Source organism: Verrucomicrobium spinosum DSM 4136 = JCM 18804 (assembly GCF_000172155.1).
GTDB classification, from domain to species: domain Bacteria; phylum Verrucomicrobiota; class Verrucomicrobiia; order Verrucomicrobiales; family Verrucomicrobiaceae; genus Verrucomicrobium; species Verrucomicrobium spinosum.
Genome location: NZ_ABIZ01000001.1, coordinates 1,804,229 through 1,824,362, shown reverse-complemented (window position 1 = coordinate 1,824,362; position 20,134 = coordinate 1,804,229). Strand labels below are relative to the sequence as shown.

At 61.9% G+C, this 20,134-nt stretch carries 14 protein-coding genes; 4 read left to right on the top strand and 10 right to left on the bottom strand.

Annotated elements, in window-relative coordinates; translation table 11 throughout:
- Positions 1–15: 15 nt before the first annotated feature.
- The 3 genes from lpxD to bamA all read right to left on the bottom strand — a co-directional run bounded on the left by lpxD (position 16) and on the right by bamA (position 4,295).
- Positions 16–1,074 (bottom strand): UDP-3-O-(3-hydroxymyristoyl)glucosamine N-acyltransferase, encoded by a 1,059-nt coding sequence (gene lpxD, locus VSP_RS07035; RefSeq protein WP_009959662.1) that lies wholly within the window; start codon positions 1,072–1,074, stop codon positions 16–18.
- A 132-nt stretch (positions 1,075–1,206) separates the two neighbouring features.
- Positions 1,207–1,851, bottom strand: coding sequence for an OmpH/Skp family outer membrane protein (locus VSP_RS07030; RefSeq protein ID WP_009959661.1), 645 nt, complete (start codon positions 1,849–1,851; stop codon positions 1,207–1,209).
- An 80-nt stretch (positions 1,852–1,931) separates the two neighbouring features.
- Positions 1,932–4,295 (bottom strand): outer membrane protein assembly factor BamA, encoded by a 2,364-nt coding sequence (gene bamA / locus VSP_RS07025; protein ID WP_009959660.1) that lies wholly within the window; start codon positions 4,293–4,295, stop codon positions 1,932–1,934.
- 204 nt (positions 4,296–4,499) lie between these two features.
- Between bamA and ruvB the strand changes: the two genes are divergently transcribed.
- A complete protein-coding gene (gene ruvB, locus VSP_RS07020; RefSeq protein WP_009959658.1) occupies positions 4,500–5,534 on the top strand; it encodes a Holliday junction branch migration DNA helicase RuvB in 1,035 nt (344 codons plus the stop codon).
- Between the two features lie 810 nt (positions 5,535–6,344).
- Here ruvB and VSP_RS07015 read toward each other — a convergent pair.
- From VSP_RS07015 to VSP_RS07005, 3 genes are all read right to left on the bottom strand, one after another.
- The gene (locus VSP_RS07015) at positions 6,345–8,654 is read right to left on the bottom strand and encodes a PAS domain-containing sensor histidine kinase (protein WP_044133456.1); all 2,310 of its coding nucleotides are present in this window, start codon (positions 8,652–8,654) and stop codon (positions 6,345–6,347) included.
- A 121-nt stretch (positions 8,655–8,775) separates the two neighbouring features.
- The gene (locus VSP_RS07010) at positions 8,776–11,985 is read right to left on the bottom strand and encodes a PAS domain S-box protein (RefSeq protein ID WP_198141338.1); all 3,210 of its coding nucleotides are present in this window, start codon (positions 11,983–11,985) and stop codon (positions 8,776–8,778) included.
- Between the two features lie 138 nt (positions 11,986–12,123).
- On the bottom strand, positions 12,124–12,564 hold the full coding sequence (locus tag VSP_RS07005) for a 23S rRNA (pseudouridine(1915)-N(3))-methyltransferase RlmH (RefSeq protein ID WP_029190239.1): 441 nt from the start codon (positions 12,562–12,564) through the stop codon (positions 12,124–12,126).
- Between the two features lie 130 nt (positions 12,565–12,694).
- On the opposite strand from VSP_RS07005, the gene VSP_RS39010 reads away from it, so the two are divergent.
- Entirely contained in the window at positions 12,695–13,729 is a 1,035-nt protein-coding gene (locus VSP_RS39010) for a hypothetical protein (RefSeq protein WP_009959654.1), read from the top strand.
- 1,227 nt (positions 13,730–14,956) lie between these two features.
- Here VSP_RS39010 and VSP_RS34265 read toward each other — a convergent pair.
- The 3 genes from VSP_RS34265 to VSP_RS34260 all read right to left on the bottom strand — a co-directional run bounded on the left by VSP_RS34265 (position 14,957) and on the right by VSP_RS34260 (position 16,867).
- The gene (locus VSP_RS34265; RefSeq protein WP_009959652.1) at positions 14,957–15,514 is read right to left on the bottom strand and encodes a GNAT family N-acetyltransferase; all 558 of its coding nucleotides are present in this window, start codon (positions 15,512–15,514) and stop codon (positions 14,957–14,959) included.
- A gap of 202 nt (positions 15,515–15,716) precedes the next feature.
- Positions 15,717–15,965, bottom strand: a complete 249-nt coding sequence (gene rpsU, locus VSP_RS06990) for a 30S ribosomal protein S21 (protein WP_009959650.1) — start codon at positions 15,963–15,965, stop codon at positions 15,717–15,719.
- 290 nt (positions 15,966–16,255) lie between these two features.
- Positions 16,256–16,867, bottom strand: coding sequence for a SixA phosphatase family protein (locus VSP_RS34260; protein WP_009959649.1), 612 nt, complete (start codon positions 16,865–16,867; stop codon positions 16,256–16,258).
- A 230-nt stretch (positions 16,868–17,097) separates the two neighbouring features.
- On the opposite strand from VSP_RS34260, the gene VSP_RS06980 reads away from it, so the two are divergent.
- Positions 17,098–18,117, top strand: a complete 1,020-nt coding sequence (locus VSP_RS06980) for a hypothetical protein (RefSeq protein WP_009959648.1) — start codon at positions 17,098–17,100, stop codon at positions 18,115–18,117.
- A 405-nt stretch (positions 18,118–18,522) separates the two neighbouring features.
- Entirely contained in the window at positions 18,523–18,768 is a 246-nt protein-coding gene (locus VSP_RS06975; protein WP_075090347.1) for a hypothetical protein, read from the top strand.
- Between the two features lie 155 nt (positions 18,769–18,923).
- Here the strand turns inward: VSP_RS06975 and VSP_RS39005 are convergent, their stop codons facing one another.
- Complete coding sequence (locus tag VSP_RS39005; protein ID WP_053332316.1) at positions 18,924–20,120, bottom strand: FIST signal transduction protein; 1,197 nt, start codon at positions 20,118–20,120, stop codon at positions 18,924–18,926.
- Positions 20,121–20,134 lie beyond the last annotated feature (14 nt).

Below are 20,134 nucleotides of genomic sequence, written 5' to 3'. Positions count from 1 at the left end.
TTCCACCTTCCAAGATCACGCCTCCTGGCCAGCCCCCAGTCTGGCCTCAAGCTCCTGGACTCTTTTTTCCATCGCTTTCAGGCGGTCCAGGATCTCCGGCACGCGGCCGGGGTAGGTGAGAGCACGACGCCCCTCCATGAGAGGCTTGGCGGGGTATCCCGTATAGACGCCGGACTCCGAGAGATCCTTGGTGATCCCTGACTTGGCCATCACCGTGATCTTGTCGCCAATTTTCAGATGCCCGGCCACTCCCACCTGTCCCGCCATGGTGACATAGTCGCCCAGGCGGGTGCTCCCGGAGATGCCGACCTGGGAGACAATAAGGCAATGCTTCCCCGTAATCACGTTGTGGGCGATCTGGACCAGGTTGTCGATCTTGCTCCCCTCACCGATCCAGGTGCGACCGAAGCGCGCACGGTCAATGGTGGTGCAGGATCCGACTTCCACGTCGTCATCCAGCTGCACAATGCCCACCTGGTCGATCTTGAGGTGACGGCCATTGCTGAACTCGTAACCGAAACCGTCCGTACCAATCATGGCCCCGCTGTGAATAATGACCCTGTCACCGAGGATGCAGCGGTCCTTGATCACGGCATGGGCATGAAGCAAGCACCCCTCCCCTAGACGGGAACCGTGGCCGATAAAGGAACCCGCGTAGATGGCCGTTCCATCGCCGATCTCCACATCGTCCTCGATCACTACATGGGGGCCGATGTAAACTCGCTCAGGGTTGAGCTTTGCTGTCTCGCTGATGACTGCTGTGGGGTGAACGCCGGTCTGGATCTCCCGCTTGGGCGGGCCAAACTTCTGGATCACAATGGAGAACTGCAACGTCGGGTTCGCCACGCGGATAACGGCCATGGATTCCGGAATGTCCTGAAAATCCTCGCCCGTCAGCAGCACGCTGGCACGGGATTTTTTGAGCGCCGGAGCGTACCGCGGATTACCCAGAAAGGTGATGTGCCCCGGCTCCGCTTCCTGGATCGAGCCAAAGCCAGTCACCAGCAGATAGGGATCGCCGTGGGTGATCTTGCCTTCGAGCAGCGTGGCCAGTTCCTGGAGCGAAATGTTCATGGGGAGGGAAGACAAACGGTTTGGGGTAACGATGCGCTTAAAAAGCAAAACCCTGCTTTGAACGCAAGTTCAAAGCAGGGCGGAAGTAGGTTTTACCGGAGAAGCTCTCCTGCCTGCGGGAGGCGCGGTAGATTACTTCTTCTTGGTGCTGGGTTTGGTCGGAGCCGCGGCGGGCTTCTCTTCTGCAGCAGGAGCTGCGGCACCGCCAGCAGGGGCATCCTTGTTGAGCTCCACAATCACCTCGGCGGTGAAATCCTGGGTGGTACCCTCTTTGGCGTGGATGAGGAAGGGCAGACCCATGGCACCCATGCCACTCTTGTCAAACACGAGGTCATACTGGTCGGCCTTGGCCTTGTCGTTCACCACCTTCAGGATCTCTTCATAGAGGCCCTTGCGCTGCTGCATGCCTTCCGTCTGAAGCTGCTGCTCGCGGAGCTGGCGGAACTCATTGATGTCGCGCTCCAGGGAGCGGATCTCCTGAGCTTTGCTCTCGAACTCAGAGCGCTTTTTGGCGCGGATGGATTCGCTGAGAACGGGGTCCTGGGCTTCCTTTTTGATCTTCTCGATGTCGTCAGCCAGCTTCTTCAGCGTGGCGAAACGGTCAGCCAGTTGCTCTTTGGCCTTGTCGGCATTTTCCTTGAGCTGGGACTGGGCACCCTTGGTCTTGTAGTATTCAGCGAAGGCCTTGCTGAGGTCCACCACACCGATTTTGAGTTCGGCGGCGGGAGCCAGGGCGGCAAGGGAACAGATGACGGCAATGATACGGAGGTATTTCATGATACTAGCTGGCAAGTGTGGAGGCGGAGAGCAAAAGGGGCCGCCTGCGCAGCGGCCCCTTCATCAGTGATAAGTGTTTCTTAGAAGCGGTAGCCGAGGTTGAAGTTGAACTTGCCGCCGGAGTCGTTCTCTTCGTCAGCCTGCATGGGCACACCGAAGTCGAGGCGGATTGGGCCGGTAGGCAGGAAGAAAAGACGGAGACCGACACCCACGTCGGAGTTCACATCGCCACCCCAGTCGTAGCTGTCGCCGCTGACGACACCCACATCATAGAAGACCGCACCGCGGACCTTCTCAATGATGGGGAAGCTGAGTTCAAACGTGGCATAAGCGGAGGTCTTGCCGCCCAGGGGCTCACCGTTCTCGTCCTTCGGACCCACATCGCGGTAGTCAAAGCCGCGCAAGTTGTTGGCACCACCCAGGAAGAGACGCTCGAAGATCGGCACGCCGTCTTCGCCACCACCGAGGGTGTCAACCGTGCGCACAGCACCTTCCACGCTGAAGATCATGTCCATCGGGAGGCTGACGTACTGCGCAGCTTCCAAGCTGAGGCCATACACGCCGACATCTCCACCGAGGAAGTCACCGGATACAAGGGCACCACCGGAGATCTTGTGACCTTTGCGGGTGATGTACACCGAGTCACGGGTGTCATGGACCAGGGAAAGGTCGATCTTGCTCTGGAGGTACTCCCCTTCTTCATCCTTGATCGCCTGGGAAGCTTCTTCGTCGATGTTGTCGATCGTGACGTTCTGAATCGTGTAGGAGATTTCAGCGTAGGCGTGCTCACCCAGCGGTTTGCGGAGGTTGATCGCAGCACCGTAGTTCTGCTGATCATACTCGTCGCTGAGGTAGTAGAGGTCGCGGTAGAAGATTTCACCACCGAGCGAGAGGCGCTGGCCGAGGAACCAGGGCTCCACCACGCTCAAGCTGAAGTCACGGCGCTTGTCACCGTAACGGACGTCCAGGTTGAAGCGCTGGCCACCACCGGTGAAGTTCGGCCAGTTGGTGATGTCGAAGTTCGTCTGAGTGAGGGAGAAGAAGCCGACCAGGCTGTCGATGGAGCTGAAGCCCGCACCGATGTTGATGGAACCGGTGGACTGCTCCGTGACGCTGATGTCAATGTCCTTGTAGCCGGGGGTGCCCGTCGGGTTGTTGCGGAAGTCCACCTGGCTGAAGTAGCCCATGTTGGACAGACGGCTGCGGCTCTTCTCGATGCGGACGGTGTTGAACTCTTCGCCCGGAGCGAAGGCAAGCTCACGACGGATGACGTTGTCCTTCGTCTTGGTATTGCCTTCGATGTTGATCTTGTTGATGTAGGACTTCTCCCCTTCCGCGATGCGGTAGAGGATCTTCACCGAGGAGGGGCCGGCAGGCACCACGCTGGTGTCGATGCGAGCGTCAGCGTAGCCACGGGAGCCGTAGTACTCGCCGAGCATTTTCTCGTCGTTGGAGATGTCCGTGGCGGAGTAGGCCGCTCCGGTCTCAAGGGTGAGTGCCGGGGTCAACTCGTCGTGGGTGAAGACGGTGTTCCCCTCAATGGCCACTTCGGAAACATTGTACTGCTTGCCTTCGTCGAGGACGAAAACGAGGTCCACGCGGTCATCCTTGACGGGCTCGCGGCGGACCTGCACCACCTTGGCGTAAACATAGCCTTCGTCCTGCACAGCACGCTCCACGGTGCGGATGTCTTCCTGCAGACCGTCGTTGTTGAGCTTGCCGCTCTTGCCCCAGAGGTGCCAGGGGCGCTTTTCCTTGAGTTGCAGCTTGGAGCGCAGGGTGCTCTCCTTCACCGCGGTCAGGCCTTCGAAACGGATGTCATTGATGATGCCGCGCTGGCCTTCAGCAATGCTGTACACCACACGCACAAAGCCTGCGGTGGGCAGAGACTCGATCTTGTACTCCACGCCCACATCAGCGAAGCCTTTCTTGGCGTAGCTCTCACGGATCTTCGTGGCACCGGCGAAGAGCTTGGCTTCGTCCACGGGCTCGTTGACCTTCACTTCGACGGACTTGCGCAGCTTCTCGCTGTCGATCACGGAGTTGCCCACGAAGGCCACTTCACCGATCGCACCGCGGCCAGTCACTTTGACGACAACCTTTACCCCACCACCCACGTCCACCGTGGAGATATCCACGCTCTCAACCAGACCTGTCGTGTAGAGGTTTTTGATGTCGCGATCCACGGCTTCCTCTTCGAAGGTCGTGCCTTCGCGGGTGGCCATGTTGGCGATGATACGGCTGGAATCAATCTTGGCGCCTCCCACCGAGATGATCTGCACCTCCTTGACCAGCTTCTTAGGACCAGCCCCCGGGACTTGCGCGTACGCCGGAATCGCGGAGAGAGCACCCGCCAAAACTGCGGTGTGCGTGCATCGAATCAACTTGTTGAGTGTCATACCAGACGGGAGGTTGCCTTTGAGGATGTTGAGAGAGACTCGCATATCGCTTAGAAGAGCCCGCGTCGTCAAGCCGGAAATGCAGGAATCAGAAGGCTGCTTTAAACTATTGATGGTGGAAAATGGGAGGGTTGTCGGTTAAGTCTTCGTCACGCGGAACCAGCTTCGTGCCTGGCCCGGTTTTGCCCTATTCCTGTACCTGACAGCACTTCCCGTGCCCGAGCCCCGTCCCATCAACTTGCCCGCCGCTTGAGCCAGACCTTTTACGACCAGACCACCACGGCACCGGAATCTCCGTACGATGTGGCCCTGCGCCCACCGGACTTTTCCGAATTTACGGGGCAAGAGCGGGTGAAAGAACGGCTGGTACTGATGGTGGAGGCGGCACGGCAACGCGGGGACACGCTGGACCATGTGCTGCTCTGCGGACCGCCCGGTCTGGGAAAGACGACCCTGGCAAACATCGTGGCCACGGCCGTGGGCTCCAAGCTCCACTCCACGAGCGGCCCGCAGATTGAGCGCGCCGGGGACCTGGCTGGCATCCTGACGAACCTGCAAGAGCGTGACATCCTCTTCATCGATGAGATCCACCGTCTGCATCCCAGTATTGAGGAGTACCTCTACCCGGCCATGGAGGACTTCCGGCTGGACATCATCATTGACCAGGGGCCAAAGGCCCGCACCATCCGAATCGACCTCCCCCCTTTCACCCTCGTGGGGGCCACCACCCGTGCGGGCATGCTCACCGCGCCCATGCGAGGCCGTTTCGGCATCCCCAACCGCCTGGACTACTACACCGTGGATGAGTTGCAAAAGATCCTGCTGCGCTCCGCCGGCCTCATTCAGGTGCAGATGGAGTCGGACGGTGCCCGGGAGGTGGCCAAGCGCTCCCGCGGCACCCCTCGCGTGGCCAACCACCTCCTGCGCTGGGTGCGGGACTACGCGCAGGTCCGCGCCGCCAATCAGGCCGTGAGCGGCCAGGTCGCTGCCGCCGCCCTCTCCATGCTGGACATCGATGAAGACGGCCTGGATGAAATGGACAAGCGCATCCTCGACGCGCTCATCAACAAGTTCGCCGGCGGCCCCGTCGGGTTGAACTCCATCGCCGTGGCTGTGCATGAAGACGCCAGCACCCTGGAAGATGTGCATGAGCCCTATCTGGTCATGCAGGGCTATGTGAAACGGACCCCGCGCGGCCGCGTGGCCATGCCCAGCGCTTACAAGAAGCTGGGACTGCCCGTACCGCTGTCTGCCACGCGGGATACGCAAGGAGATCTCTTTTAGTGATCCGGTAATTCAGTGGTTCAGTGATTCGGTACCAGTGGGTGGTGGGATGGCGCGCCTCCGCTCCGCACCGGGGTTGGAGTATCTCCAGTCGGCTCAGGGCGCGATTGAGGAGCTTCGGCCGACTGAAGTCGGTACTCCAACACTGAAGTCCATCGCGAGAGGGACGCGCTGGGAATTTGTGCCCTGACCGCCTAAAGGCCAATGCCATCAGGGAAAAGTGGAGAGGTCGAGCATCTCCCTTTTGTGAAAGCATTGAGGGCCGAAGGTCCGGCATCATTGCAGCCTTGGGCAACGCCCAAGGTAGGCGCTCGTTTTAAATGTTGAGGGCTGTAGGCCCGGGGTCATTCAGGGATGCTCGTCATAGGCAGACTTGATGACACCGGGCCTACAGCCCTCATGGGTAGTTTGGCCATCTATCCCTGGGGCGTTGCCCCACGCTGGTATGAACCCGGACCTTCGGCCCTTCTGAATGGGGCTCACCAGTTACAGTCGTGGCGGTTGCACCATCGCGGCTCCGAGGCGCGCCAAGGCAAAACAGCAAGACGATGCGTTTTCCCTGATGGCATTGGTCCCGCATGCGGGACGGAACTCCAACACTGAAGCCCATCGCGAGAGGGACGCGCTGGGAATTTGTGCCCTGACCGTCCCGCATGTGGAACGGAGAGGGTGTGAATTCCGCTTTCAAGCGGTGCAGCTGGCTTCCCATCGCACGGTTGATGGGCGATTCGAGAGACTTCCACCTCGATACCGGACCACCGCACGCAGCCCCACTGATTTACCGAATCACCGAATTACTAATTTACCGACCTACCGTCCCATCCCGCCCTGTCGCGTGGAGAGTACAGACCTCACGATCCGGAGCAGTTCGAGGGGTTCATAGGGCTTGGGCAGCACGGCGGCGAAACCGGCGGAGGCGGGCTGGGCCATGACGGGGTCATCCGAATACCCGCTGCTGACGATGGCGAGCACGCCAGGGTCCAGGGCGCGTAGTTTCTCCATGGTGCGGAGGCCCCCCATCCCATTGGGAATGCTGAGGTCCAACACCACGAGGTCGAAGGGCTTGCCATCCGAGAGCGCCTGCTGGTACAGCCGCACGGTCTCATTGCCATCGAGCGTTTCCTCAACCTGATACCCTTCACGCTCGAGGCCGCGCAGAATCAGCGTGCGGACCAGGTGATCATCCTCCAGCAGCAGGATACGCGGTGTGGCGGGCGGGCCGGGCAGGAAGCAGGCGGTGAGGTCCACGGCCTCGTTCTCCTCCACCTCGGCCTCGGAATCCACCGGCAGGAAGAAACGCACCATCGTGCCGGTGTTCACATGCGAGCTCACGGAGATCGCCCCACCGTGAGCCTTGGCGATGGATTCACAAACGGTCAGTCCCAGGCCGGTGGCGTTCTCGTCCGTGCGGGTGGTGAAATACGGCTCAAAGATGCGGCCCAGATTCTTGGCAGGGATGCCCTCGCCATTGTCGTGAATCTCCAGCGTCACACCTGCCAGGGAGCCAGGCTCATCGGAAAGCGTTTCCTTGGGGAACATGCGTGCGGCATCCGCCGCCTCACAGCGCACGCGAATGTCGCCTCCGGTGGCGCGCACAGCCTGCTCCGAGTTCCGCACCAAGTTCGAGAGCAAACGGCGGAACTGGTTGGGATCCAGGGCCACCTCAGGCATGTCCTCCTGCACTTCCACGAAGTAGTTCACGCGATCCACCCGCTGGTGGTTGTAGAAGAAAGCGCGCACCAGATCTGCCAGGGAGACCATGCGCTTGATGGGTGCCCCGCCGCGGGCAAAGGTGAGAAGCTGCTGCACCAGGCTCTGGGCTTGGAAGGTGGCCTGCTTGGCCGTGGCCAGCTCCATGAGCTTCTCGCCAGAGGAGGCAAAGCGCATCTCCGCCAGGGAGAGATTGCCCAGCAGCACGGTGAGCAGATTGTTGAAATCGTGCGCAAACCCGCGGGCCAGCAGGCCAAGGGACTCGAGCCGGTCCATGCGGTGGTTGCGCTCCAGTTCCAGCTTGCGGGAGGTGATGTCCTTGAGCAGCAGCAGGGATCCACTGCCGAAGGGGTAAGTTCGAGCCTCAAACCACGTCTGGGTCTCCTCCAGAAAGATCTCCCGGGTGGCGGTCACCCGTTGGTGCAGGGACTTGTCCAGCTCCTCCTCATGAGCGGCCTTCACACTGGGCGGCAGCACTTCCCAGAGGCTCTGGCCCACGAGCTGCGCTTTCTCCCGGCCAAAGAGACGGGCGGCGCTGCTGTTCACGTAGGTGAAGGTCCAGCGGCCGTCCAGAGCCGCGAGGGGATCGGAGATGCTCTCGACAATGTCCGCCAGCGGAGCGGGCTGCTCCCCGCCGGTGACCGGGCCCGCCGGGCGGCCCTTGCCCGCTCCCTCACCCACGCCTGTCACAGCGGAGCTGCGGGCGCTGAGCTGGCGCAGGGTGATGATCATGCCATTGATGCTGCCGTGCTCATCCCGCACTGGGGACATGCGCTCTTCACAGAGTGTGGCCCCGCCTCTGCGGTGACGGAGATCGACACGGCGCATCAGGGGTGAAGGCACTTCCCCACCTGTCTTCACGGTGGCCTGGTAAACTTCATCCAGAGCGCAGCCCCAGGCAGCCGCCTCCTCCCAACCCGTGAGGCGCTCGGCCTCGTCATTCATAAACCGGATGCGGCCGGTAAAGTCAGTGCCGATGACGGCTTCGTTCAAACTCTCAAACGCCTGCACCACGAGGTGCTCCCGCCGCTCATTGAGCAGAGCCCTCTGCTGCCGGGCCACAGCCAGATCCAGCGCGGTACGCAGCTCACCCGTGCGGAGCGGCTCCCAGGCGATCTGGCAGAAGGGTAAATCCTGAGCCGCCACGAGCAGGCTAACATCTACTTCCGGCGCGACCACCAGCACCACGGCCAGTCGGCGGCTCAGCGCCAGATCACCGGTCACCTGGAGCGTGCGCTCTGCCGTCGCGGCCGAAAGCGAGGCCACCACCGCATCGGGTGAGGTTTCCTCCGCCAGCTTCATGGGCTCGGGACCTACCGCCGTCTCGGCCGACGTCACTCCCACGACTTCATGCCCAAGGGCGCGAAGTTCCCCCGCCACACCGCCACCGGACTGGAGTCTTTCGTCCAAGAGAAGAACACGGATAGGGGCAGAGGGGACCATAGTTTCCAGCGATAGTTAATATCACTGTAATTTGTCCCCTGTTGCAACTGAAAACGCACCCCCCTGAGCACTTCCGTGCCGCTTGGCACTAGGAACCGCGCGCGTCTGACACCGGAAACTCCAAGTGAAAACTAACCCCCTCACCCGGTTGTCCCTGCACCTTCACCTCGCCGCCGAGCTGGCCGGCAAAGACGCGCAAGATCTTCATACCCAACCCATTGCCACGATGATCGTCAAAGTCAGGCGACATACCGGCCCCGTCGTCTTTCACCAGAAGATGAGCCTTTTGCTCATCCCAGTAGAGCTCGACCGTCATCTGTCCGCTCCGTCCATCGCCATAGGCATGCTGGAAGGCGTTGGAGACCATCTCATTAAGTGAGAGGGCCAGAGGCATGAGCCAGTCTTCCGGCAGGAGCTCATCCTGCACGCGCAAATTCAGCCGCACCTGCTCCACCGTCACCTCGTAACAGTCCCGGAGGTGGGAGATGAGCCCCTCCGCAAAAGCGTGGAAGCCGCTGGATTCACCACTGGCCAGGGCATAGAGGTGCTGGTGCAGGGCGGCAAGAGAGCGCACGCGGTTCTGACTGGAGCGCAGGGCAACGCGGGCTTCTTCATTGCGCAAGGTGCTCAACTGGAGGTTGAGCATGGAGGTGATGATCTGCAGGTGGTTTTTCACCCGCCGGTAGGATTCCCCAAGGATGATGCGTTCCCGCTTCAACTCCGCTGCATTGGGCTTCGCCGGAGCGGCGGGAGGTGCAGGAGGTTCCGGCGGCGATTCCGCCCGCGGGGTAAAGGCCGAGGCGGGGATGCGGACCTTGGGAATGGCCACGCCGGCAGTCCCCGCCTGCCCATGAACACGGTCTCCGGGGGATGCCGTCGTGGTGATGCTGCCATCCCCCAAGGCACCGGCATGCCCGGGATGAGCCGTGAAGAGCCCGGCGGCACTGGCCACCCCTGGCGCAGGAACAGGCAGGTCCTTCAGGAGAGAGACGGCAAGGTCACCGTCCTCCGGATGCTTCTGGATCTTGAACACTCCTTCCTGGCGGCCACGGTCGCGATGGTAGAAGGCCCAGAGGTGCCCTTCCCCATCAGGATCACTGGGCAGGCCAGCGAGTTCGCCATAGAAACCGGTGGCGTCTGAGGGGCGGAAGAGGCAGTGCAGGCCTCGCCCGGTGATTTCCGTCTCCTCGAATCCGAACTGTTCCACAGCCTCTGGGCTCCAGTCCGAGATACGCCCATGCAGGTCTGTGGTAAGCAGCACCAGCGGGCGATACTCCACCGGAGCGGGCGGGGCCGGGGCGTACTCTGGCTGGACACCGGGGGCGGCAGGAGCCGACAGGGCGTTGATGAAAAGCGGGTGCGTCCAGTCCATGGCAGGGACCGGGTCCAGCGCGGCGGGCGGCTCCACTTTGGGCTGGAAGAAATGGATGGTGAAAAGAGGCTGGCCGAGCGCATCCGGCACAATGGCGAGACGCAGGTCCACCTTCTGAGCATCCCCCTCCCGCGGCACCACGGTGACCGTGGTCCAGGCAGAGCGCTCCCCGCGCTCCAGCAGATCCCGCAGGGTGGAGGCGCGACGGGTGAGGCTTTCGGAATCCAGCCAGCGATCCAGCCGCATGCGCCGCAGCTCCGCACGGGTGTAGCCCAGCAGAGACTCCACAGCAGGGTTGGCATCGAACACCGCACCCAAGCGGTCCGCCAGCAGTACCGGCAGGGGATTTTCGTGCACGAGCGTGCGGAACTTGGCCTCCGTGGAGCGCAGCATTTCCTCACTCCTCCGGGTATCCGTCACATCCTGTAGCATGGCCAGCAACCCACCGCCCGGCAGGGAAACGGGCCGGATCTCGATGTCCTTGACCACGCCCTCGGCACTGACCAGAGCCATGGCGAGCGTGAGCTGCTTGCGCCAGATGCCCTCGCGCCACTGTCGCAGCACCTGCTCACGGTGGGCCTCATCCCGGCAGGCCTCAGCCAGCCACTCCTCCATGGTGCGACCGTCCGCCAGGGGGCGGCCCAGCAGCAGGTGAAGATGGGCGTTGCAGTAGAGGGGACGGGCGCGCTCGTCGAGCACGAGAAGACCGCACGGGGCGAGTTCCAGCACGGCACGCAGGCGGGCCTCGCGCTGGCGGGACACGCCTTCGGAATCGGTAGCCTCTTTCAGGGCCATGCGCATGCGGGCCACTTCCTCCGCGAGGCGGCGTTGCACGGCCTCATCCACCGCAGCCACCACCTGGCTCTGCGGCGGTGGGGTGGGCGCAGGCGGAGCGGGAGCCACGGCTGGCACCACCGCCGCAGGACGGGGAGGCAACTTGGTCTCGCCAAAGATCACGGAGGCGGGAGGCGGCACAACAGAGGATTGCAACCCACGGGGCTCCAGGCCCGACAGACCAGCCAGCCCGACGGCCAGCACAGCATCCCCCTCCATGCCGAGGGGACCGCCCGGGGCACGGGACACCAGCCACCGATCCGGCGGCGCATCGTCGTTCTGCGGCGCGCCGGGAGCATCGCCATAGACATTGATCACCGCGTGCGGATGATCGCCCTCCAGCACAGATCTGATGGTGGCCAGCACATGCTGCTGCAGCGGCCCGCGCTCCATCTTTTCGCCAAAGGCCTCCCACATGGGAGTCCGCCCGGCCACGACGCCCTCAGAGAGCAGCTGGCTGGAAATACCTCGGCTCATGCGCAGGATGCGCCCCTCGGCGTCCAGGGCCATGAGCGGCAGACTGGCCTGCCAGAGCGCGGCCCCTGGGTCTGAGGAGTCAACACGCGCGGCATCCTCCTGGGTGCTCCTCTCGCCACCGCCAGGGCTGGCGTAGAGATGCTCACAGCTGATCATCACACCGCCAATGCTGGTGTCGATGTGCCGCCAGGGCCGCACCTCCCAGCGGTACACCACGGGGCGGCCGTCCTGGGTCATCGCGTCCCGGTCACTGCGCACCACCTGCCCGCCCAGAGCCCGCTCATACACGTGACGCCAGCCCGCATGAAGCGCGGGAAACAACTCATACTGGCTCCTCCCCACCACATCCACCTGAGTAAGCTTGAAGTCCTCCAGCCAGCGGCGGTTGGCCAGGAGATAGCGCATCTGCTGATCAAACATCGCCATGGCCACCGGCGCATTTTCAAAAAGGAGCTTCATGTGCCCCGCATGCACAGCCGGGGCCTTGCCCGCGGGAGGTGTTGCCGATCCAGACGCGGCACTCACAGCGGCAGAGGGGCTGGCCTCCGCCCCCGGAGCGGCCTCGCGGAATGATTCTGGGGCATCCGACGTGAGCTGAGAGTGACCTTCGATCACCTGCCGAAGAATGGATGCTTGCGGATTCCCCATAAATTAACGCCACCTGAAAGTTCAGCCCCGGATAGTAATTTTGCGAACCTTCTCAAGCAAGATCTAATTGGCCAGACCGTGAGAAAATTTTAAAAATCCACCGCTTCATTCCCGGTGATAAGGATCCCCCCTGAGGATCGAATAACCACGATAAATTTGTTCCAAAAGCAAGACGAGTGCTACTTCGTGTTGCAGGGTCATGGCAGAGAGGCACCACAGCTCATTGGCAGCCGCCTTGACCTTGGGCGCATGTCCGTCCGCCCCCCCGATGAGAAAGGACACCCGCTTCCTGCCGGAGAGCTCCTGTTTCTCGATCCACTTGGCGAGCTCCATGCTCGTGAGATGACGACCTTTTTCATCCAGCACGATGCACCAGCTGTCCTTGGCCGCTTCCAGCGCACGATCCCCCACCTGTTCCGGCGTCCCCTCCTTGAGCGTGACCATGTCCACCTGCGCCATGCGCCGTAAACGCTTGGAATATTCTTCCACACCCGCCCTGGCCCAGGGAAGAGCTGGCTTGCCCACTGATATGATTTGCCATTTCATCCACAAAAAGACCCGCTCACTGCAATTTTTAAAAAAAACTTGAATTACTCTCAACTGCCGGGCTTGCAAATAGGGTGCCGGGTTTTTACAATCAGTTGCCTAGCACCGCCATCGAGTCAATCGCGTCATCATGAGCAGCGCCCACCGCCTTCGCAACATGGCCCCAGTCGGGTGCGCCATCACCGCCCTGTTGACCCTCTCCTCCTGCGCGCTGCCGCCCAAGCAGGCGTGGCAGAAGATCCGCCACGACGGTCTGTTCGCCTATATCTCGTATGAAATGCGCACTCCGCGTCGTCCGCTGGATGCACCCGGGCCGGTGAAACCCCTGGGCCCGGCGTCCAAGCCGATCGTCAACACGCCTTCCCAACCGCGCCCGCTCATGGCCCAGACGCCGGAAGCGGCGGCGAACTCCCAGAAGACAAGCACCACACGGCCGGAAGGCCGTGGGTCCGCCAACACCCTCACAGCTCCGCCCGAAGGCATTTTGACCGCTCATGCGGTGCCGGGGCTGCCGGGTTATGTGCGCTCCCCCTATACCAATCCGCCGCGGCTCATCGATGTGAAGCGCAGCACTCCGGGCAGCACCATGGTCTGCCCGTACACGAACAAACCCTTCATCATCCCCGCCGGTGCTGGTATCGAGCCCAAGGCCACCCCGGAAACGGAACTGGTGGATCGCACCCGCAATGCTCCCGCGACTCCAGAGCCCCCGCTGGCACGCCCAAAGCCCAGCCCTGCCAAAACAGAAGACGCCAAACCCGCCCCTCTCCCGCTGAAGGACATGGCCGGCCCCGCCAGCGGTCCTTCCTCGAACTCCGTTTCCGCCTCGAACCAGGCTTCTGGCACCAGCACGAACAAGGGCCCCTCTCCTCAATCCACCGCAGGCGGGCCAGCCAATCCCTCTGCGCCGGCCAGCCCGACTTCACCAGCACCGGCATCAGCGACAGCCGCCCCCGCATCAGCGCCTGAGATTCCCTATGGCAGCCCCATTCAAGGCCGCCCGGGCTATGTGAACAGCCCCTACGCCGCCGCCCACCAGCTCGTGGATGTGACCGGCCTGCCTGTAGGCATGGAAGTGAAATGCCCATACACCGGCAAGCTCTTCCGCGTGCCCCCACAAGACATGGCCTCCAGCAAGCCCGCCCCTGCGCCGGAAAGCCGGTGAATTCGGTAATTCGGTAACCCAGTAATTCAGTGGGCTCGGGGGGGGCCATGGTGAGGGGCTTGAACCCGATGGGTGCGCTGTGACTTGAGCCGACTGACACCGCAAGGGGCGAGAACAATCAGCGCTTGAATTGCGCTTCACTCTTCGCTCCCGCAACCGACGGGGACCGTCGGACTACTCCTCATGCCCCGCCACAGGGTTGGAGGGCCGCTTTTTGGGCCAAGGCCATCGGGGGAAAGCTGGTGAGGCCGATGATCTCCCTGCAGCGTTCGGGCTGAAGGGAAAGCCCGGGGCCATTCAGGGAGGCTCGTCGTGGGCAGATTTGATGAGGCCGGACCTTCGGCGCTCCTGAAGTGGCATGGCTGCCTCCTACAGAACGAGGAGACAACATCGCGATTCAGGGACTCCAGGACTCAGCGGCAGGACTCTCCGTTTCCCTGATGTCATTGGCCTTAAGGCGGAGGTTGTAATGGGGCCGTGTGTGCGCTGTTCGTGGAAGGGCGTTTTTCCTCCGGCGACTGAGCCGCCTAAAGGCCAATGCCATCAGGGAAAAGTGGAGAGGTCGAGCATCTCCCTTTTGTGAAAGTATTGAGGGCCGAAGGTCCGCCATCATTGCAGCCTTGGGCAACGCCAAGGTAGGCGCTCGTTTTAGAGGTTGAGGGCTGTAGGCCGACGTCATTCGTGGATGCTCGTCATAGGCAGACTTGATGACACCGGGCCTACAGCCCTCATGGGTAGTTTGGCCATCTATCCCTGGGGCGTTGCCCAGGCTGGTATGAACCCGGACCTTCGGCCCTTCTGAAAGGCGCTCACCAGTTACAGTCGTGGCGGTTGCACCATCGCGGCTCCGAGGCGCGCCAAGGCAAAACAGCAAGACGATGCGTTTTCCTGATGCATTGTCCCGCATGCGGGACCAATCATCAGGGAAAAGCTGGTGAGGCCGATGATCTCTCTGCAACGCAGGGGCTGAGGGCTGAAAGCCCGGAGTGATGGCAGCCTTGGGCAACGCCCAAGGTGGGCATTGGTTTTAGATGTTGAGGGCTGTAGGCCCGGGGCCATTCAGGGAGGCTCGTCGTGGGCAGATTTGATGAGGCCGGATCTTCAGCTCTCAAGGTTCAAGGAGTCATCTATTCCTTGGACGTTGCCCCAGGGCAGGCTTGAGACCGCTACTCCAACCCGCTCCGGTCCCGCCATGGGGTAAAGGAAACAAGGTCACCGGACCCCGCCCTAGACCTTCCTCCCCAACACCATGTCACATCGCGCCGCCGGGGCATGGCCAGGCAAGACATCAAGGGGCTCAAAGCCGTAGCGCCGGTACAGGGCCACCGCCTCAGCCAGGACGGAGGCGGTCTCCAAAACGATTTCCTGAAACCCAAGCTCCGGCGCATCTGCCAGCGCCCGCTCCAGCAGCCTTTTCCCCAGTCCACGCCCCCGCCAATCAGGATGCAGATACATCTTGCGTAGTTCACCCACAGCCGGGTGCCCGGGCAGAGGCAGCAAGCCGACAGTGCCAATGATCTGCCAGCCGTTCTGACCTGCCCCTCCGAAGGCAGCTTCCAACACGGTAAACCTGCCCCCTTGGAGGGCATACGCAGCTTCAAGATCGGCCAGGTCCGCATCCGTCAGTTCAGGATCAGGACTCAGCCCGTAAGATCGCAGGACGCCAAACACGAGAGCCTGCACTGCGGCTTCATCCCCGCAAACGGCGGAACGGAGCCGGAAGGACGCGTCGGCTGTTTGTGAGGTGAATGTGGCTGCGGAGATCACGGCATCAGAGTGTGACATGGCGGACGAAAGGTCGTTACGAGTCGATCCACACCCATCTCGCACGCGCCGCCTACCCCCCCCCATTTATCGACCCACAAAAAAGACCCCTCCGCACAGGGCAGAGAGGTCTTGAAATCAAAGAGTTTCAGAACTCCCCCCCCAGGACAGCACAGGGCCAGTCACTGGGAATCGGAGAATTCGAAACGAATCCGGAGATTCCTTAGGCAGCAGGAGCAGAAGCTTCAGCAGCAGCAGCGGCCTTGTCAGCAGGCTTGTGCATGGAGAAGCGGAAACGGATCTTGCCACGCTTCGCGGCGGCGCGAGCTTTGCGGCGGGTCTTTTCCTTCGGCGTTTCGAAAGCACGAAGGCGGCGCACTTCGTCCAGAATCCCTTCAGATTCGAGCTTGGTCTTGAGGCGCTTCAGGGCGCGATCAACGGGTTCACCTTTTTTGACCTGAATTTCTGGCATGGGACTCTGACTTGGTTTGGGATTGCGGGGATTACGGATTTCTGGAAAACGAGCATGGAACTTAGTCCCATTGGCGCAAGCGTCAAACGAAATTGCACCCGGCTTCGCCGGAGACAGACGACTTTAAGACACCAGACACCAGACACCAGACATGATCCTGAGTTCCAGGCATCGGGAGTCGCGCGACCGAATCGCGCCGAGAACCAACTCCCTCAGGTTGAAGCCTCTACTCCTTACAGTTTCAGCCCCAATACCTTGAGGCACTGCCCCCTGACGCACCGACGCACTGGTTACAAGCCCTCCCGGGGATCGTTGACGCGAAAATCCGGCGGTGGCTCCATCGGGCGGGGCTCATGGCCATCCGGAAAGCGCTTCTCGATGAGCTTGGGGGTGACGTAGCCGATGAGGCGGGCCTGATTCCACGTGGCAGCCCCCCAGGTCTCCCAGGGCAGCTCGATCACGGCGGCGGCGCAGGTCGGCATCTCATCAATGGCCCGACGCCGTAGAAGCTGGTCGGCAAAGTCGCTCATGCCTGGATTGTGCCCGAACATGATGACGTGATTCCAGGCGTCGTCGAACTCGCGCACCACCTGGAGCAGCGCCCGGGGCTCGGCATGGTACACCCGGCCGTCCAGCAGTAGGCGGCCTGCATCCACTCCCAAGTCCGTCAGCATTAGCTCGGCCGTGGACCGGGCCCGCAAGGCGGTGCTGCTCACCAGACGATCCGGCTGCGGGATGATCGCCGGGATGCCGTTGGCACCCAGATACGTGCGCGCCAGAAACCGCGCCACCACGGGAGCATTGCGCACCCCCCGCTCATTCAGCGGGCGGTCGTGATCGGCGAGACCGGCTTGATCCCAACTTGACTTGGCGTGACGGATCAGGGTGAGATACTTCATCATTGTTGGCTCTGAAGAGGCACGTGCGGACAGATCAGAACATCTGATGAGCAGATCCGGGGATTCAAATTCGCGCGCGATTTAAGCAACGACCGTGCCCAGGTCAAACAATCTAGCGTGAATCCGTACCCCACACGGCAACATCGGATAACCACCGCTGAGTGGTGGCGTCCAATAACGCAAAGCGCTGGACAGGAAGGGGGGGTGCCGTCTTAGGTAGGGCAGATTCCCCGATGCCGCAGCCGCCTTCTTCGACCTCTCCCCGCATCCCCTGGTGGTTGTGGCTCAATGTCCTGAGCCTGGACGCTCCTCTGGTGGCGGTGCTGTGGCAGGCAGCTCTGGCACGGGTGTGCCGGCTCATCCTGCCTGAGGGCTGCTACTGGGCCCTGGGGCTGGCAGTGTGGATCATCTACATGCTGGACCGGGTGCTGGACAGCTTCTCCAACGCCGCGCAATCGGTGACCACGGTGCGGCACGCCTTCTACCGTCGGCACCGGGTGCTCTTTCTGGTGGGGGTGATCCCCGCCGCCACGGCCGCGCTGGGCTGGACGGCACTCACCGCAGTGCCGGAGGGCATCTTGTGGCGCGGGGTGGGCCTGGCCTTCATTGTGGGTATGTATCTGCTGCACTATGCGGCACGCGGGCACTCCACGATCTATCTGTTGGGGAATCTCGTCGCCAGTGCGGTGGGCAGCTTCTTCCTATGGACGCTGCCGATCCCTCCCTTGTTTCGCTTCTTCTTCACCGTTCTGCTGGTGGGGCTGGCGGTGCTCACCGTGGTAGGTCGCTCGAACCAAGGACTGCGGCTCCTGCCCAAGGAGGCCATCTGCGGCTACCTCTTTGCGCTGGGGGTGTCACTTAGCGTCCACTTCTACAGTCTGGACCGTCTGGCCGGCCCGCTCTCCATGGAGACGCTGCTGCTCGGGCTGCTCTGCATGCTGAACTGCGTGGCCATCGCCTCCTACGAGAAAGAACCCGACCGCCTGGGGGACAAAAACGCGATCACCCACACCTGGCCTGTGATGGTGCAACTCTATCCCGCCTTGCTCGTGGGGTTCTTCGTCGCCCTCGCTCTCGGCGTCTCCCGCGACGCTCCCCAGGGCATGCTGCCCTACATTCTGGCCGTCCTCTCCAGCCTCGCCCTTCTGGGCGTCGTGCACTACCTGGCTAGAAAGTTTTCCCCCGAACTGAGCCATGTCCTGGCGGATGTCGCTGTGGCGTTGCCGATGGTTGTTTTAGTGCTTGGTGCCTAGTGCCTGGCTCTTGGTTGGCGTGTTACGTCATGAACCCGGAGGGTTCGCCACGAGTAGCCATGGGTCGGCCGAGCGGAGCGAGGACTACCCATGGAAGACGAGGCAGGAATTCTACCGCGGAGCGGTAGGCCAATCGGGGCCAAACGGCGAATGGGATGCTTCGCGGGATTGGCGTCTGGGGTTTCGCAATACGATGGGCCTACCGCTCCGCGGTAGAATGTGAACCGTTGCCAACCACGGGTAGCCCTCGCTCCACTCGGTCGACCCGTGGCTATGCATGGTGAACCCTCCGGGTTCGAGTGTCAGCATCCCGTCTCCGCGAAGGCTCATGAACCTCGACTGCGAGGGATTGCGGCAGAAAGGCGCCTGAAGAGCCTTGGCCAACGGGGCGAAAGAGTTCAGTCCGTGATCGGCGACTGGTATGATTTCGGCGATACCTCATGGGACGAACCTGAATCCTCCATCGCCCGGCACTTCGTCAACGGCATCACCGGAGCAGTAGAAAGCAGATACGGCCGCCCCTGGCCACAGGTGAGATATGGCGAACAGCCGTTGGAAATCTTGCAATGGGAAACGGTGGAAGTCACCGCTCCAGCCCTGACTCCAGACGAACTCTCCAAACACAAAGTCCGCCACGCCAAGGTCCAGTAGTGCCACTGGGGGATCCAAACTTCAAATATCAAACGCCAAACTTCAAGGAAGGCTCAAGGCGCAAATCCCAATTCTGAAAACCCGTCTAAAAGTCATTCCTCTGTGTTCTCGGTGCCTCTGTGGTTAATCCTTAGAACCCAACCCCTTCCCCTTCACTACCCCCCCTCCACCAACATCACGCCTGCGGCGGTGAAGCCATGCAGATAGGCGCGTTCACCAACGGTCCCGATTTCACCGTTGCAGAAGAGCCCAGCCATGGGGACGGAGCCAAAGGCGTCGCGGAAGAGACCGGCATCGTGATGCGGTTTCCCAAAGAGCTGCTCGCCGCGGCCGCCGCAGGTGAAGAGCAGGCCGGCAAAGGGAGATTGGGCCAGCTCGCGCCGCTTGAGCAGCAGGAGCTCGCGCAACTCGGTGTCTGCGGCCTCATGGTCGCGCAGTTGAAACTGCAGCGTCTGCCCGGTGCGCGGAGTGGCACCCACGGCAAGAATACCCAGGTTCGGATCGCCACCGAGGATGGAGCGTACGAGGAAATCACCTGTGTGAAAATCCTCCCGATACTCCGTCATGGCCAGACCGACGAGAATGTTGCCCTGGGCATGTTCACGATCTGTCTCCGGCAGGCTGTGAAAGGCGGCCTGGAGCTGGTCATACGCGCTCTTGGACGCCAGTTGATGAATGAGGTTCTGCTCGGCCCGCGTGATGGTGAGGGGCTCCCCAATGGGGCGACAGCCCTGGCTGACGAGCCCGCTGAGGCGTACGTTTCCTCGAAACCCCACGGCCACGGCAGTCGCATTCTGAATACCGTGCTCGTTGAACACAAAGAGATCCTCGGCACGGAAGCTGCCACTGGCCAGCCCGCCATAGGTGGCGGTGCGGCCCACGTGAGTGTTCCACTCGCTCATCCAGTCCTCCCCCAGGCTCAGCGGGTTTCCCAGCACCACCCAGCCCGTGCAGCCGCCCTCATTCCACTGCCGTGTCCTCAACCATTCGCCGCTGGAGTCTTCATCAGAGTCCAGGGAGGCGGTCATGACCTCTGCATGAGGCAGACGTAGCAGCAGCAGGGAAAAGCCCTGCTCCCCCTCCTCTTCCCGACCCACCCCCACCAGTCCGCTCGCCGACATGCCCACCACGTGGGGGCACCGCGCATGGATCTGGACGAGCTCAATGAGATCCTTCAGCGAACCGGCATAATCGCAGGTACAAAAAATAAAGGCGAGCGTGGCGTTCCCTCCCAGTCGCTCCCGGCCACGCTCCCCCGCGGCTTGGACGGCTTTTTCGTCAAAACCACCCAACACCAACTCTGCAAAAGCCGTGCTGTTAAGGGCTTCATCCATCGCGCTATCCATCGGCATGTGCGGGAGCTTAA

Excerpts from the sequence above, each read along its gene's own strand:
- lpxD (WP_009959662.1), bottom strand. The coding sequence starts at position 1,074 with ATGAACATTTCGCTCCAGGAACTGGCCACGCTGCTCGAAGGCAAGATC.
- VSP_RS07030 (WP_009959661.1), bottom strand. The coding sequence starts at position 1,851 with ATGAAATACCTCCGTATCATTGCCGTCATCTGTTCCCTTGCCGCCCTG.
- bamA (WP_009959660.1), bottom strand. The coding sequence starts at position 4,295 with ATGCGAGTCTCTCTCAACATCCTCAAAGGCAACCTCCCGTCTGGTATG.
- VSP_RS07005 (WP_029190239.1), bottom strand. The coding sequence starts at position 12,564 with ATGAAATGGCAAATCATATCAGTGGGCAAGCCAGCTCTTCCCTGGGCC.
- VSP_RS39010 (WP_009959654.1), top strand. The coding sequence starts at position 12,695 with ATGAGCAGCGCCCACCGCCTTCGCAACATGGCCCCAGTCGGGTGCGCC.
- VSP_RS34265 (WP_009959652.1), bottom strand. The coding sequence starts at position 15,514 with ATGTCACACTCTGATGCCGTGATCTCCGCAGCCACATTCACCTCACAA.
- rpsU (WP_009959650.1), bottom strand. The coding sequence starts at position 15,965 with ATGCCAGAAATTCAGGTCAAAAAAGGTGAACCCGTTGATCGCGCCCTG.
- VSP_RS34260 (WP_009959649.1), bottom strand. The coding sequence starts at position 16,867 with ATGATGAAGTATCTCACCCTGATCCGTCACGCCAAGTCAAGTTGGGAT.
- VSP_RS06980 (WP_009959648.1), top strand. The coding sequence starts at position 17,098 with ATGCCGCAGCCGCCTTCTTCGACCTCTCCCCGCATCCCCTGGTGGTTG.
- VSP_RS39005 (WP_053332316.1), bottom strand. The coding sequence starts at position 20,120 with ATGCCGATGGATAGCGCGATGGATGAAGCCCTTAACAGCACGGCTTTT.